The sequence below is a fragment of the Pseudomonas sp. ANT_J28 genome, assembly GCF_008370005.1.
GTDB lineage: Bacteria > Pseudomonadota > Gammaproteobacteria > Pseudomonadales > Pseudomonadaceae > Aquipseudomonas > Aquipseudomonas frigoris.
The window spans coordinates 156,256-170,591 of record NZ_VOBM01000009.1; the positions used below are offsets into that span (position 1 = coordinate 156,256).

Sequence of the window (14,336 nt, forward strand, 5' to 3'; positions counted from 1 at the left end):
ACCTTAGATCATCTCTTCGCCGCCCTTCCCGCCGAGAACGATTTCTCCGGCTTCGGCCATACGGCGGGCAATGGTGAGGATTTCTTTCTGCGCGGTTTCCACGTCGCTGACGCGCACCGGGCCTTTGGCCTCGAGGTCGTCGCGCAACAGTTCGGCCGCCCGTTTGGACATGTTCTTGAAGATCTTCTCTTTGACGCCTTCGTCCGAACCCTTGAGGGCCAGCACCAGCACGTCGGAAGACACTTCGCGCAGCAGCGCCTGAATCCCGCGATCGTCGACATCGGACAGGTTGTTGAACACGAACATGAGGTCTTCGATCTGACCGGACAGGTCTTCGTCGACTTCGCGGATCGAATCCATCAGCTGACCTTCGATCGAGCTGTCGAGGAAGTTCATGATATCCGCCGCGCGCTTGATGCCACCCAGGGTGGTGCGCGAGGCATTCGAGTTGCCGGAGAACTGCTTCTCGAGAATCTGGTTGAGTTCTTTCAGGGCCGCAGGCTGCACAGTGTTCAGCGAGGAGACCCGCAGAATGATGTCCAGACGCACCTTGTGGTCGAAGTTGCCGAGCACTTCGCCTGCCTGGTCCGGATCGAGATACGCCACCACGATCGCCTGGATCTGCGGGTGCTCGTAACGGATCACGTCGGCGACGGCGCGTGGCTCCATCCACTTCAGGCTGTCGAGGCCACTGGTGTTGCCGCCCAGCAGGATCCGGTCGATCAGGCCATTGGCCTTGTCTTCGCCCAGGGCCTGCGTGAGCATTTTGCGCACGTAGTCATCGGAGCCGACGCCGAGGCTGGTCTGGTCGCCGACGATGTCGACGAACTCGCTCATCACCTGCTCGACTTGCTCGCGGTGCACATTACCCATCTGGGCCATGGCCACACCCACACGCTGGACCTCTTTGGGCCCCATGTGGCGCAGCACTTGGGCGGCGTCGGTAGAACCGAGGGACAGCAGCAGAATCGCGGCTTTGTCGACCTTGGTCAGTTTGGCGGCAACGGCTCGGTTATCACTCATCTGCGTTAATCCACTCTTTCACGACCTGGGCCACGCGACCCGGATCTTCTGCCACCAGACTCTTGATTGCATTCAACTGTGCGTCATAGCCTTCGCTCGGGCTCGGCAGCAGAATGCTGGTCGGGCCACCGAGACTGACGCGGTCGTTGGCCAGTTCGCCGTCCAGGCCGCCCATGCCACCCAACTCGACGTCGCTGCCGATACCCAGCTGTTTGTCTTTGCCGCCGCCGGTGATGTTGTTGAGCACCGGACGCAGCACACCGAACACCAGCACCAGGATGAACAAGACACCCAGCACTTGCTTGACGATGTCCCAGAACCAAGGCTGGGAGTAGAACGGAATTTCGGCAATCACTTCACCGCGCTCGGCGGAGAACGGCATGTTGATCACGCTGACACTGTCGCCACGGCTGGCGTCGAAGCCGACGGCGTCCTGTACCAGGCGAGTGAAGCGCGCCAATTCATCGGCGGTCCACGGCGCACGGGTGGTTTCACCGTTGGCCGCGTTGATCTTGACCTGGTCATCCACCACCACCGACACCGAGAGACGATTCAAACGGCCCTGCTGTTGTTTGGTGTGGCTGATGGAACGGTCGAGTTCGAAGTTCTTGGTGGATTGTTGACGCTTGTCCGCCGGGTACGGTGCAAGCATGGGCTGGCCGGTGGCCGGGTCCATGATTTGCTGACCGTTGGCATCCAGCAGTGGCTGGCCTGGCTGCACCATGCCGGCCGACGCGGTAGCGCCACCGGTGGTTTGCGGTGCGGAGGCGGGCGACGGCGGCTGGTTGCTCAAAGCACCCGGCACACCTTGCGGACCATTGCTGGCGGTACGTTGTTCGTTGACCGACTGCTCGCTGCGCAGCGCCGGTTGGTCCGGGTTGAATTGCTCGGAGGTCGACTCGACGGCACTGAAATCCACATCGGCCGAGACTTCGGCTTTATAGCGATCGTTGCCCAGCACCGGTTGCAGAATGTTGTGCACGCGCTGGGTCAGCATGCTTTCCATGCGACGGCTGTAATCGAATTGCTTGCCGGCCATGGTCAGTTCGGAATTTTCCGCCTGATCCGACAGCAGGTTGCCCTTCTGGTCGACGACAGTGATCTGGGATTTGCTGAGTTCGGGAACGCTGGTGGCCACCAGGTTGATGATCGCCAGCACTTGGCCAGGCTCCAGCGAGCGGCCGGAATACAGTTCCACCAGAATCGAAGCGCTCGGCTTGCGCTCGTCGCGCACAAACACCGAACTTTTCGGAATCGCCAGGTGCACGCGGGCACCCTTGACGTTGTTCAGGCTGGAAATGGTGCGGGCCAGTTCGCCTTCGAGACCACGACGATAGCGGGTCGCTTCCATGAACTGGCTGGTGCCCAGGCCCTGGTCCTTGTCGAGAATTTCAAAACCGATGTTGCCGTCGCTGGGAGTGACACCAGCGCCCGCGAGTTTGATTCGCGCGCGGGACAGGTCATCGGCCTTGACCAGCAAGGCACCGGAATTCGGTTCAACGGTATAGGGAATGTCGGCTGCGGCCAGGGTATCCATGACCTGTTTGGCGTCCATACCGGCAAGACTGCCGTACAGAGGCCGGTAGTCCGGCTGCTGGGACCACAACACCACGGCAAAGCCAATCGCCACGCTCGCAGCCAGGCCGACCAACAGGCCTACCTGACGCAACATGGTCATCTCGGAGAGGTTTTCCAGGAAGGACAACCCGAACAGCGGCGGCTTGCCGTCTATTGGAGTGGCCTTGGCCGGAACATTATCGGCGACTGCTTCTGCCATGACTCAATTCGTCCTTAAACCGGCATCTGCATGATGTCTTGGTATGCCTGAACCAGCTTGTTGCGTACTTGGGTCAACGCTTGAAAAGAGACGCTGGCCTTTTGCGAGGAAATCATCACGTCCGTCAGGTCGACGCCGCTCTTGCCGATCTCGAAGGCACTGGCCAACTGACTGGACGCCTGCTGCGTCTCGTTCACTTTATTGACGGCCTGACCGAGCATGTCGGAAAAGCTGCTGCCACCCATTTCAGGAACGGCGGCAGTCGATTTCGACGCAGACATGGCATCCATTTGCATGGAACGCATGTCCAGCATCAATCGATTGAATTCAATACCTTGGCTCATGGTCTCTCTCTTTGACGAGCTACGTCTTTGGCGACCCGCAATTTTTTGACACTCACTCGGCGGGTAGTGAGGTGTTAGCAACAAGGGTGCCAGCTCCGTGGTCGCTCTAAACAAAAGCCAATTCCGGGCTTTGCTCAACCGTGAACCACCGCAAAACAAATGTGGGAGCGGCGGTGCGACGATTCGACTTGCTCGCGAATACGGTTTTCCATTCAACAGAGATGCTGGCTGGTCTACAGCTTTCGCGAGCAAGTCGAATCGTCGCACCGCCGCTCCCACATTTAGATCGGTGTTGCTTGCGTCAACTTTCAGGTGGCGAACAAATAAGCTTCCACGTCCATTCCGGCATCACGCATCTGCGCCAGCTTGTAACGCAGGGTGCGCGGGCTGATGCCCAACCGCTCGGCGGCCTCTTTGCGACGGCCGCGTTCGGAGCGCAAGGTGTCGATGATCATCTGGAACTCACGGCGACGCAGGTCATCACCCAGCGCCCCGGCCGACTCGGATTCGACCTCCACGGTTCGCACAGACGTTGGCGCCAAGGCTGGCAACGGCGCACAGGCGATCGGCCCGGCCAGGCAGAAGTCCTCAGGCTGTATCAATCCACCCTGCTGCAGGATCAGCGCCCGCTGAATCGCGTTATCCAGCTCACGCACATTACCCGGCCATGGATAACCGATCAGACACGCCTGTGCCTCAGGCGACAGCCTTGCCGCGGCATGTTTCATTTTATTGACGTACTTGGCCAGAAGACGCTCGGCCAATGGCAGGATGTCGGCGGTACGTTCGCGCAACGGACGCCAGGCCAGCGGAAACACCGACAGGCGATAGTAAAGGTCTTCACGAAAACGCCCCGCTGCCACCTCACCGGCCAAGTCACGGTTAGTGGTGGCGACCACTCGTATGTCCAGCGTGATCGGCCTGCGCGCGCCAACTCGCTCGACTTCGCGCTCCTGCAATACCCGCAGTAACTTGGCCTGAAGGCCCAGGGGCATTTCGGAAATTTCGTCGAGCAGGATGGTCCCACCATCAGCTTGCTCGAACTTGCCGGCCTGCGCTGCGATGGCGCCAGTGAACGAGCCCTTTTCGTGACCGAACAACGTGGCTTCGAGCATGTTGTCGGGAATGGCTGCACAGTTGATCGCAATGAACGGCTGACTGGCACGATGGGAGTGCTGATGAATGTAACGCGCCAGCACTTCTTTACCGGTCCCGGACTCACCGGAGATCAACACCGTGGAATCACTGCGCGCCACCCGTGCGGCCAATTCCAGTAATTGCGCACTGGCCGGCTCGAACGCTACAGGCCCCTCGCCCTCGGTCGCACCGAGGCTGCCCAGCGCATGACGCGCCACCAGATCGAGCAAGGCTTTGGGCTCGAATGGCTTGACCAGGTAATCCGCCGCGCCCTGGCGCATCGCATCGACTGCCCGCTCCACGGCGCCGTGAGCCGTCATCAGCAACACCGGCAACTGCGGCTGACGAGTGCGCAGCAATCCGAGCAGTTGATGGCCGTCCATGCCCGGCATGTTGACGTCACTCAGCACCAGGTTGAACGCCTCATTACCGACCGCCGCCAGCGCCTCTTCTGCCGAACCTACTGCCGTATAGTCGTGCCCCGCGAGCAGCAGCGTATCCGCCAGTGCTTCGCGTAGCGCGCGGTCGTCCTCGACCAGTAAAACCTTGATTGCCATGTCCTTCACTCCGCTCCCTGAGCGCTGGGCTTTTCACCGAAAAAAAGCGGCAGGATGACCTGCGCGCAAGTGCCGCGCCCCAGCCGGGCGCGCAGTTGAAATTCTCCCTGATGGGCACGCGCCACTGCCTTGACCACGGTCAGGCCAAGGCCGGTCCCGGTGGTTTTAGTGGTAAAAAACGGCTCGCCGAGTCGTGCCAGCACTTTCGTGTCGATGCCACTGCCGCTGTCACTGACAGATACGCGCAGGTTGTTGTCACGGGTATAGAGGTGGACCTTCAAGCGGACGTCATCGCCACTGGCCTGGATGGCGTTCTCGATCAGGTTCAGGATCGCCCCGACCAGGGTGTCGCGATTGCACAGCAATTCACCTGCGTGACTGTCGCACTGCCAACGAATCGGCAGGTCCTGCACATGGGGCAGTGCTGCCGCCTGCAGCGACTGCATCAGCACTTTGGGTGTGACGCGATCGGTCAGCGGCAGCTCGCCGCGCGCAAACACCAGCATGTCGCGAACCTGATGCTCCAGCTCATGCAGACGCTCTTTCAAGCGCCCGGCAAAACGTTGCTGGGTCTCGACCGGCAACGCCTGCTCAGTCAAATGACTGGCGTAGAGCAAGGCGGCGGACAAGGGGGTACGAATCTGATGAGCCAACGAAGCGACCATTCGGCCGAGGGACGACAGACGTTCGTGGCGGGCCAACTGATCTTGCAGATGACGGGTTTCAGTCAGGTCGTTGAGCAACACCAACTGACCGGGCTCGGCATCCAGCGAGCGAGTAGAGATCGACAAACGCCGACCGTCCTTGAGCGAGATTTCGTGACCGTCGTCTTCCCGAGGTGCAAAGCAGCGGGCAATGACATGACGCCACAACTCGCCTACAAGGGGCAGACCGAGCAGCTCACAAGCAGCGGGGTTGGCTTCGCGCACGATGCCTTGGGCGTCGATGACGATGACACCGCCGGGCAACAGATCGAGGAGGTTTTGCAGCCGGTTGGCCAGGCGTTCTTTTTCCGCCAATTCCTGCATGCGCTGAGCGCTGACCACCGCCAGCTCACCCTTGAGCTCGGTGACCCGGGCTTCGAGCATGCTGTAGGAATCGGTCAATTGGCTCGACATCTGGTTGAACAGTGCAAACGCCTGCTCAAGGCCAAGCCGGCTCGCCTGCTCTACGGACGACGGTTGTCCCGAAGCGTCAGGGACAGGAGACATCTGGGCGGCTTGGGGCATTGTGCTCTCTCGCTTGGCTGACCGTCAGTTAAACGGAACGTTGCGAGGGATGTAGCAATACCCGTGCCTAAAAAAAACCGCCTACAAATGAAGGACTTGAAAAACAGGCGTCAATCATCTGCCTGTTCATCACCGTCACGGCGGCTCATGCCGTACTTGCGCATCTTTTCCACCAGTGTGGTGCGACGAATGCGCAGGCGTTCGGCGGCGCGCGCAACGATGCCATTGGCATCATCCAGCGCCTGCTGAATCAGCCCTTGTTCCAGACCACCGAGGTAGTCCTTCAGGTCCAGGCCTTCCGGCGGCAGCATGGCGCCAGCCGAGAAGTCCGGAGTATGACCGTTGATGGCCACGCGCTCTTCAAGGTCGCTGCGCAGGCTGTCGACCAGCTGCTCATCTTCGTCATCGACGTAACGGAATTTCTTCGGCAGTTCGACCACGCCGATCACCCCGTACGGATGCATGATCGCCATGCGCTCCACCAGGTTGGCGAGCTCGCGGACGTTGCCCGGCCAGCCGTGGCGGCACAGCGACATGATCGCCGCGGAATTGAAACGGATCGACCCACGCTTCTCGTGCTCCATGCGCGAGATCAACTCGTTCATCAGCAGCGGAATGTCTTCGACACGCTCGCGCAGCGGCGCCATCTCGATCGGGAATACGTTCAGACGGTAGTACAAGTCTTCGCGGAAGGTGCCGACCTCGATCATGCTTTCGAGGTTCTTGTGGGTCGCCGCGATGATCCGCACATCGACGCTTTGGGTCTTGTTGCTGCCCACGCGCTCGAAGGTGCGCTCCTGCAATACGCGCAGCAACTTGACCTGCATCGGCAGCGGCATGTCGCCGATTTCATCGAGGAACAGCGTGCCGCCATTGGCCAGTTCGAAACGCCCGGCGCGGCTGGTGATTGCCCCGGTGAAGGCGCCCTTCTCGTGGCCAAACAGTTCGCTTTCCAGCAACTCGGCCGGGATCGCCCCGCAGTTGACCGGTACGAACGGCGCGTCACGACGCTTGGAGTGATAGTGCAGGTTGCGCGCGACCACTTCCTTGCCGGTCCCGGACTCGCCGAGAATCAGCACGCTGGCATCGGTGTCGGCGACTTGCTGCATCATCTGACGGACGTGTTGAATCGCCCGGCTGGTGCCGACAAGACTACGGAAAAGATTGGGTTCGCGATGACGACCGCGCTCGCGGGCCTGGTCGTACATCTCTCGATAGACCTGGGCACGGTGCAGGGAGTCGAGCAATTTGCTGTAGCTGGGCGGCATCTCGAGGGTCGAAAGCACTCGGCGACGCTGGTCCTCTGGCAAGTCAACGGAAGAATTATCGCCCATTAACAAAACCGGAAGGAACTCATCCCAGGTTGAGAGTGTCTTTAACAGGCCCGTAAGTGCGCCAGGAGCATTGACGGTCCCGATCAGGACACAGATGACTTCACGACTTGATGACAATGAGCCGACAGCCTCCTGCCAGTCATGGCTACCGCAGGGTAAATTTTCTTCGCCGAGAAAATTTAAAATCACCGCCAAGTCGCGGCGACGGACGCTATCGTCATCAATCAGCAGAATTTTGGTTTCACGCCACATGCAATTGCAACTTCCCTAGTCAACTCAATGCCCGAAATGAGGGGGCAAGCTAGACGCTTGCAGACACGTTGATGCCTGTAGACGCCTGAAATGTTCAACCAGCCACTAGTTAAGTCAAAAAACCGTGCACAGTCAAATTTATGGCGCACTATGTTTGGATTAACCGGGGATTAATTAACCGAACAGATGGTAAACCTTTGCCGCGCTCTGCGCTTGGTGGATCTGCGACATCTCATCAACTATCGCTTGCCTCTCCCCTGTCGCTGCCTCCAGAAGCTGTTTATACACCCCCAACAACTCCTCAAGATTATCGCGTAACGCGGCCTCGTCCACCGAAGCTTCACTCAAGACGTCTTCCATGCAGGAACGGCAAGCCAGGTCCAATTCACCAATGGCTTCCCAGTTACGCTCGGCCAAAGCACCGACAAGGCCTTCGCGGGTTTGTTCGATTCGCTGCAATACAAGACTCATGGTGATCTCCTTAAAACTGCGGACCCGGCGCGGCGATAGCATCCCAGCCGTCTTTGACGGTGCGAAGCAGGTCGGCGACTTCGTCGAGAATCTTTGGATCGGTTTTGACGTTGGCTTCCGTCAGGCGCTTCATCATGTAGGTGTACAGCTTGTTCAACTCACCCACGGACTCGACAGAATTCTCCAGGTCCAGACCTTCACGCAAGCCGCCGATGATCCCGATCGCCTTGCCGATGAAAATGCCTTTATTGGGAATATCTTTGCGCTCCATGGCACCTTTGGCCTGAGCGATGCGATCCAGACCGCCTTCCATGAGCATTTGCACCAGACGATGGGGACTGGCTTCGGAAGTCTGGGCCTGAGCACCAATCTTCTGGTACTGCCGAAGGGCTAACATCGGGTTCATGCTGTACCTCATCAAAACTCTGCGATTCGTATAGCCAGTGTATCGACACGGCGTCAAAAATCTTTAGACCAAACCAAAAAAAGCCCGACAAGCGGAATCCGCTGCCGGGCTTTTGGCGTTTATGCGCTATGAGGCGTTTTTCTGCGCGTTCATCGCCTCGAACATCGAAGTGATGTTACTGGCAGTTGCCTTGAGTTTGCCCACCAGAGAATCCATGTCGTTGTACTTCTTGGTCAGCACAGCAGTCAGCGTCTCGATACGGCGATCCAGAGCTAGCTGCTGGTTGGCCAGATTCGACTTGGCCTTGGCCAGGCTGGTCGAACGGGCATCGAGGACACCCTCACTGCCAGTGACTGTGTAAGGGGTGATTGCATCGTTCATGCGCGTCAACAGGCCTTTGGCGGCATCGCCAGTCGCCGCCGGATCACCCAGGAACAGTTTCTGAACCTCACCACCGAGCTTCTGGGTATCCATCGCAGTGGTGAACTTGGTGCTATCGAAATCCAGCGCACCGGTTTTCTGATTGGTGGTGATACCCAATTGCGACAGAACAGTAAGTTTGTCACCCGCACCGGTAGTGACCAACGGCGAACGAATCGATGCCAGAATGCCGCGTGCCAACGGGTCACCGGTCAGTGCAGCAGCAATGGTCGGTTTGCCATCGTCATCCAGGGAAGGCTTGGTCAGCGCATTAACACTGGTCACAACCTGGTTATACGCATCAACGAAAGCTTGAATGGATTTTTTCAGACCATCACTGTTCGGGCCGACCGTTACCGTCGTGGTTGCATCACCACCGGCGACCAGATTCAGGGTCAAGCCGGAAATGGCCGCGTCAACCTTGTTGCTTTTGCTGGTCAGCGCGAGCCCGTCCACGGTGAACTTGGCGTCCACCGCGAATTCGCCGATGGCACCCGCCGAAGTAGCTGTCGGTGTTGCACCCATTTGCTGGCCGGCATTGATCTCCAGACCAGCGATACCGCTGAGGGTGATATCGGAACCGGCACCGGTCACCGTGGAACCCATCACCAGACGCGAGCCAAACGAGTCGGTCACGATGTTGGCACTGAAGCCGTTGGCGCCCTGCTGGGTGTTAATCGCATCTCGAACCGACTGTAACGTCGCGCCCGCCGGAATGGTTACAGAACTGGAAACGCCGTTTTGCGTGATATTGAGCGTGCCGCTCGCAATGGCACTGCTGGTACCGCCACTAAAAGCTGCGGTAGCTACTTTGGACGAGGTCGCAAGATTAGCGACCTTGATCACGTAAGTGCCGTTGACAGCCGTGTTGCTGGCTACAGCGGTCAATACTTTCGCGTCAGCGGAGGTGGCGTTGTAACCCAGGAATTGCGGAGTTTGGGTATTGCCCAGATTCTTGATTGCAGTCTGGAAGTTCGCCAGGACACTTTTGAGGCTACCGATACCGGAAATCTGCGCGGTGTTGGTGGTCGTCTGACGGTCGATCTGGTTCTGCTTGGCTGCTTTGTCGGCATTGACCAAGGCTTTGACAATAGCACCGGTATCAAGGCCAGAGCCTAAACCCGTGCCCGGTAAAATTGGACTTGCCATGCATATCTCCCTTCAGTGTGTCGCCGGTCTTTTGACCACTACAACGTCCAAAAGAACATAGCAACAATATTCATGCCAGCTGTCAGGCTTTCGCGCTGAACAACAGGCTGCTTGCATCATTCAAACTATTGGCCAGCCGCAGGACTTCTTCATTGGGGATTTGGCGAACCACCTCACCCGAGTCACTGGCAATAACCTTGACAATTACTTTGCCCGAAGGCTCGTCGATCGAGAACTCCAGATTGCGCTTGACCGACTGAACGAACTTTTCAATTTCCTGAACGGCCATCTTGAGTTTGTCCCGCTCGGATACCGAGTCTTGCTTTTGTTCATCCTTGACCGGCGCCACCACAAGGGCATCGGCTCGAGGCTTTTCCACCGGCTTGTCAGCAACGGTCGTCGCCGGCTTCGCAGCTGGATAAGACAAGTTCAGCTTCACGCTCATATCCATGTCCATCACCTCTTAAAGTAAAAAGCGAGGGAGCACGACAAGCGCACTCCCCCGCCAAAACTCATCAGCTATTACTGAAGCAGTTTCAGTACAGCGGATGGCAGCTGGTTGGCCTGAGCCAGAACTGCGGTGGAAGCTTGTTGCAGAGTTTGTTGCTTGGTCAGCTGTGCAGTTTCAGCAGCGAAGTCGGTATCTTGTACGCGGCTCAGTGCAGCACTGGCGTTTTCGTTGATGTTCTGCAGGTTGGAAATGGTAGTCGAGAAACGGTTCTGAGCAGCACCCAAGTCAGCGCGAGTGGCGTTGATGTTTGCCAGAGCAGTGTCGATAGCCGAGATAGAAGCATCAACAGAGATGTGGTTAGCTGTGTTGGAAACGCCGGAAATGGTAGTACCGGTCATGCCCAGGGCGCTGGCGTCGAAGCTGGTCGACAGGGTCAGAGTGATCTGGTTGTCGGAAGTAGTACCTGCACCTACCTGGAATTGCATCGCGCCAGCAGTACCGTCGATCAGTGCCTTGCCGTTCAGGTTGGTCGACTGAGCGATACGGGTCAGTTCAGCGATCGACTGTTGGTATTCTTTGTCCAGAGCGGTACGGTCAGCAGTGCCGTTGGAGTCGTTTCGCGATTGCAGGGCGATTTCACGCATACGCTGCAGAATGTTGCTCGACTCTTGCAGAGCGCCTTCAGCGGTCTGAGCGATCGAAACACCGTCGTTGGCGTTTTTGATAGCCATGTTCTGACCACGGATTTGCGAATTCATACGAGTAGCGATCTGCAGGCCGGCGGCGTCGTCTTTGGCGCTGTTGATTTTCAGGCCGGAAGAAAGACGGGTCATCGAAGTCGACAGAGCGTCGGAAGCGCGGTTCAGGTTTTTCTGAACATTCAGAGATGTAGTGTTGGTGTTTACTGTTAAAGCCATGACGAATTCCTCGTTGGTTGGGTACTGCGGCTTCCGGCCCTGGCAACCGCCCGGTATGGCCTAGAGAACCTTCGTAATAGTTATCGTCGCCAACGCAGGTTGCTTTAGGGGATTTTGAATTTTTTTTGCCATCACCCTGCCACCCCCTTTAAAACAAAGGCCTAGCGACGATCCAACCACCAAAAAATGACGCCAGAGAACTGCCGAAAAACCTCCTTACAGCCCCGCTCCCGCTGATCTGCTACAGATTACGCGGAATCGACAGCCACCAGCAAATCGACCAGTTCGTATTCAAGGTAGTCCGCCAGCGCCAGCCAGTCCTGTCGCTCCTGACTATCAAGTAGGCATGTCAGCAATGCCATCCACCGGGCCGCAATCTGGCTGTCTGCCCCGCCGACCCGCGACTGCACCCGCTCCGCTATCTCGACCATGACCAGCGCAGCCTCGACATCCCTTCCCAAGCGAAACAATGCTGAACATTGCCGGGCCTGATCAACGAGTAACACTTCGCTCATTGACTGAACTCCGGATGAAATGTCGTGCCGGCAATCATGGCCCCGGCTCGACTGCTGTTGTAGAAGACGACGTGTGGATGCGCAGTGATATAGCGCTCCAGCTCACACAGGTAGCTACGGAAGTTGAGTTGGGTCTTGACTCGTTGGCCGTGACCATCAAGCACCCAGTGTTTGGCCGCGCCCAGTTGTGGCCCCAGGTCGCCATCGTCCCAGCCCGCATGGGTCTTGTCGTTTGGAAAGGCAAAGTCGGCACCGAACAGGGTAATTTGCGCCGCGCCCATTTTCACCGCTAGGTCCACCGCCGGATGAATCACGCTGCCACCGACATACAGCTCGCCTCTCGGTAACTGCTGTCGCATGTGTTGATAAATTGGACTGGCGGAGTAACCGACATACCGCGCCCCCTGCCAGGCTTTCAGCACATGTGGATCGACCATCGGCATGTATGCCAGGGCAATGTCCGTCGTTCCTTCAGGCGGCAGGTGCCGGGTCGAGATGCGCTGATCGATACTGACGACGATGTCGGGACGGATGCCGTGATCAAGCAGCGGCCTATAAGCGGTATCGACACAGATGAACAGCGGCCGCTCTACCTGATGGCGGATTGCGCGCAATGTCTCGAAGTGCAGCTCCAGGCTCGGCCCGGTGGCGATCACGAAAACTTCCAGCCCAGGCCGCGTATCGAACAGCCGGGCGACATCATCATCGGCCTGGACCAGGCTGAGACTCGCCTGTAAGCGCTCGACGATGTCCGGAGCCTGAGGATCAAACTCACGGTTATTGAACATCAAGTGGGTTTCACTGATCAGGCGATCGCGGATCTTGGCATTGAAGTCATCCGCCAATCCCAGCTCGGACGGCAAGGCGAAAAACGGCAGCTGGATTTCCGCCAGATCGCCGGCGTACATCAGCTCGACCCGCGGATCGCTGAGCCACTGCTGCTGATCCAACAGTTGCAGCACCAGGGCAAACACCGCACCGTTGAGGATGTGCACGTACAAACGTTCAAGCCCGGTGCGCGCCAACAACTCCATTTGCAGGTCACCAAGCCCGGTGCCGTACACATGCACCACGGGGCTGTCGATCGGCAGGCTGTCAGCCTGAAGGCTGGCCTCACGGGTGCGGTCATGGCGACTGGTCAGCTGAATGCCGTTGATGCTCAGCGTCGAGCCCAGGCCTTCCACCAGCTCAGCCTGCAACAGGCTTGTGTTCTCAACCAGCAAGCGCGCAGAAAGCATCGGCCAGCGGCGCTGTATGACGTCGACGTTGCTCTCAAAGAACTCGCTCATGGAGCCTCACTTTTCGTTCGGGCAAAAAAATAGCGCTCAAGGTTACACCTTGAACGCTTTTTTTGTGCCTGGCTTTTGAAAGATCAAGGGCGATAGATAATCGCCGAGCCCCATGACAAACCAACGCCGAAACCGCTCAACGCCACGCGCTTCCAGGTGGAGTCCAGTACATGTTTTTCCAACAGCAACGGAATGCTCGATGACACCGTGTTGCCGGTCTCGACCATGTCCTTGATGAACTTCTCAGGCTCGCCTTCGAAGCGTCGCGCCACGGCATCGACAATCGCTGCACTGCCCTGATGGATGCAAAAGGCATCGATATCGTCAGCGGTCAGTTGCGAATCAGCCAGCAACTCGTGCAAATGCGCCGGGACTTTAAGCAGCGCAAAATTGAACACCTGACGGCCGTTCATGAAGAACACCCCGTCGGTCACCTTCAGGTGCGGCGCACCGGAACCGTCGGTGCCGAACTTGGCCTTGCCCAATTGCCATGGCGCGTTTTCACCCATCCAGGTCGCGGTGGCGGCATCACCAAACAGCATGGTGGTGTTGCGGTCCTCCGGGTCGACGATCTTCGAGTACGGATCAGCGGTGATCAGCAGGCCATTCTTCAAGCCAGCAGCTTCCATGAAACCCTTGATGGCGTAGATGCCGTAGACGTAGCCGGAGCAGCCCAGGGAAATATCAAACGCGGCGACGGTGGTCGGCAGTCCGAGTTTGTCCTGAACGATGGCCGCCGTGTGCGGCAGGCCTTCTTCGTCGCCGTTCTGAGTGACGACGATCAGCACGTCGATGGATTCACGGTTCAAATCGGGATTGTTGGCGAACAGCGCATTAGCTGCTTCGACACACAGGTCCGAAGTTTCCTGCCCGGCGTCTTTGCGCGGCAGGAAGGCCGAACCGATCTTGCCCAGGATGAATTCTTCATCCTTTTCGAATTTTGCACCTTGTGCGTAATTGTCCACGCCGGCTACAGGAACGTAGCTCGCAATGCTTTTTATGCCAATCATTACGGCTTCCCAATAATAAACAGCCCAATACCACCGCTCGCAATGATTCGAGGGG

At 58.0% G+C, this 14,336-nt stretch carries 14 protein-coding genes; all 14 read right to left on the bottom strand.

Going from position 1 to position 14,336, the window contains the following annotated elements; all coding sequences use genetic code 11:
- Positions 1 to 3: 3 nt before the first annotated feature.
- On the bottom strand, positions 4 to 1,023 hold the full coding sequence (fliG, locus tag FQ187_RS08880) for a flagellar motor switch protein FliG (protein ID WP_007894195.1): 1,020 nt from the start codon (positions 1,021 to 1,023) through the stop codon (positions 4 to 6).
- The gene (gene fliF, locus FQ187_RS08885) at positions 1,016 to 2,800 is read right to left on the bottom strand and encodes a flagellar basal-body MS-ring/collar protein FliF (protein WP_095127773.1); all 1,785 of its coding nucleotides are present in this window, start codon (positions 2,798 to 2,800) and stop codon (positions 1,016 to 1,018) included. The genes fliG and fliF overlap by 8 nt, the downstream gene beginning before the upstream one ends.
- Before the next feature lie 14 nt (positions 2,801 to 2,814).
- The gene (gene fliE, locus FQ187_RS08890; protein ID WP_129442173.1) at positions 2,815 to 3,144 is read right to left on the bottom strand and encodes a flagellar hook-basal body complex protein FliE; all 330 of its coding nucleotides are present in this window, start codon (positions 3,142 to 3,144) and stop codon (positions 2,815 to 2,817) included.
- A gap of 308 nt (positions 3,145 to 3,452) precedes the next feature.
- The gene (fleR, locus tag FQ187_RS08895) at positions 3,453 to 4,838 is read right to left on the bottom strand and encodes a sigma-54-dependent response regulator transcription factor FleR (RefSeq protein WP_149629163.1); all 1,386 of its coding nucleotides are present in this window, start codon (positions 4,836 to 4,838) and stop codon (positions 3,453 to 3,455) included.
- Between the two features lie 5 nt (positions 4,839 to 4,843).
- Complete coding sequence (locus FQ187_RS08900) at positions 4,844 to 6,049, bottom strand: PAS domain-containing sensor histidine kinase (RefSeq protein ID WP_178122692.1); 1,206 nt, start codon at positions 6,047 to 6,049, stop codon at positions 4,844 to 4,846.
- Positions 6,050 to 6,177: 128 nt separating this feature from the next.
- On the bottom strand, positions 6,178 to 7,653 hold the full coding sequence (locus FQ187_RS08905) for a sigma-54 dependent transcriptional regulator (RefSeq protein WP_149629165.1): 1,476 nt from the start codon (positions 7,651 to 7,653) through the stop codon (positions 6,178 to 6,180).
- Positions 7,654 to 7,827: 174 nt separating this feature from the next.
- Positions 7,828 to 8,124 carry a hypothetical protein gene (locus FQ187_RS08910; protein WP_008151048.1) on the bottom strand — a complete coding sequence of 99 codons (297 nt, stop codon included), beginning with the start codon at positions 8,122 to 8,124 and terminating at the stop codon, positions 7,828 to 7,830.
- Positions 8,125 to 8,134: 10 nt separating this feature from the next.
- Complete coding sequence (fliS, locus tag FQ187_RS08915; protein ID WP_149629166.1) at positions 8,135 to 8,530, bottom strand: flagellar export chaperone FliS; 396 nt, start codon at positions 8,528 to 8,530, stop codon at positions 8,135 to 8,137.
- A 126-nt stretch (positions 8,531 to 8,656) separates the two neighbouring features.
- A complete protein-coding gene (gene fliD / locus FQ187_RS08920) occupies positions 8,657 to 10,099 on the bottom strand; it encodes a flagellar filament capping protein FliD (RefSeq protein ID WP_149629167.1) in 1,443 nt (480 codons plus the stop codon).
- Positions 10,100 to 10,181: 82 nt separating this feature from the next.
- Entirely contained in the window at positions 10,182 to 10,550 is a 369-nt protein-coding gene (locus FQ187_RS08925; protein WP_008151040.1) for a flagellar protein FlaG, read from the bottom strand.
- Between the two features lie 71 nt (positions 10,551 to 10,621).
- The gene (locus FQ187_RS08930; RefSeq protein ID WP_149629168.1) at positions 10,622 to 11,467 is read right to left on the bottom strand and encodes a flagellin domain-containing protein; all 846 of its coding nucleotides are present in this window, start codon (positions 11,465 to 11,467) and stop codon (positions 10,622 to 10,624) included.
- Positions 11,468 to 11,715: 248 nt separating this feature from the next.
- Positions 11,716 to 11,982, bottom strand: coding sequence for a hypothetical protein (locus FQ187_RS08935; protein WP_134421376.1), 267 nt, complete (start codon positions 11,980 to 11,982; stop codon positions 11,716 to 11,718).
- Positions 11,979 to 13,271 (bottom strand): motility associated factor glycosyltransferase family protein, encoded by a 1,293-nt coding sequence (locus tag FQ187_RS08940; RefSeq protein ID WP_149629169.1) that lies wholly within the window; start codon positions 13,269 to 13,271, stop codon positions 11,979 to 11,981. The genes FQ187_RS08935 and FQ187_RS08940 overlap by 4 nt, the downstream gene beginning before the upstream one ends.
- 83 nt (positions 13,272 to 13,354) lie before the next feature.
- Positions 13,355 to 14,281: a ketoacyl-ACP synthase III gene (locus tag FQ187_RS08945; protein WP_149629170.1), complete on the bottom strand. Its 927-nt coding sequence runs from the start codon at positions 14,279 to 14,281 to the stop codon at positions 13,355 to 13,357.
- Positions 14,282 to 14,336: the final 55 nt, after the last annotated feature.

Coding starts and splice junctions, on each gene's coding strand:
- fliG (WP_007894195.1), bottom strand. CDS start 1,023: ATGAGTGATAACCGAGCCGTTGCCGCCAAACTGACCAAGGTCGACAAA.
- fliF (WP_095127773.1), bottom strand. CDS start 2,800: ATGGCAGAAGCAGTCGCCGATAATGTTCCGGCCAAGGCCACTCCAATA.
- fliE (WP_129442173.1), bottom strand. CDS start 3,144: ATGAGCCAAGGTATTGAATTCAATCGATTGATGCTGGACATGCGTTCC.
- fleR (WP_149629163.1), bottom strand. CDS start 4,838: ATGGCAATCAAGGTTTTACTGGTCGAGGACGACCGCGCGCTACGCGAA.
- FQ187_RS08900 (WP_178122692.1), bottom strand. CDS start 6,049: ATGTCTCCTGTCCCTGACGCTTCGGGACAACCGTCGTCCGTAGAGCAG.
- FQ187_RS08905 (WP_149629165.1), bottom strand. CDS start 7,653: ATGTGGCGTGAAACCAAAATTCTGCTGATTGATGACGATAGCGTCCGT.
- FQ187_RS08910 (WP_008151048.1), bottom strand. CDS start 8,124: ATGAGTCTTGTATTGCAGCGAATCGAACAAACCCGCGAAGGCCTTGTC.
- fliS (WP_149629166.1), bottom strand. CDS start 8,530: ATGAACCCGATGTTAGCCCTTCGGCAGTACCAGAAGATTGGTGCTCAG.
- fliD (WP_149629167.1), bottom strand. CDS start 10,099: ATGGCAAGTCCAATTTTACCGGGCACGGGTTTAGGCTCTGGCCTTGAT.
- FQ187_RS08925 (WP_008151040.1), bottom strand. CDS start 10,550: ATGGATATGAGCGTGAAGCTGAACTTGTCTTATCCAGCTGCGAAGCCG.
- FQ187_RS08930 (WP_149629168.1), bottom strand. CDS start 11,467: ATGGCTTTAACAGTAAACACCAACACTACATCTCTGAATGTTCAGAAA.
- FQ187_RS08935 (WP_134421376.1), bottom strand. CDS start 11,982: ATGAGCGAAGTGTTACTCGTTGATCAGGCCCGGCAATGTTCAGCATTG.
- FQ187_RS08940 (WP_149629169.1), bottom strand. CDS start 13,271: ATGAGCGAGTTCTTTGAGAGCAACGTCGACGTCATACAGCGCCGCTGG.
- FQ187_RS08945 (WP_149629170.1), bottom strand. CDS start 14,281: ATGATTGGCATAAAAAGCATTGCGAGCTACGTTCCTGTAGCCGGCGTG.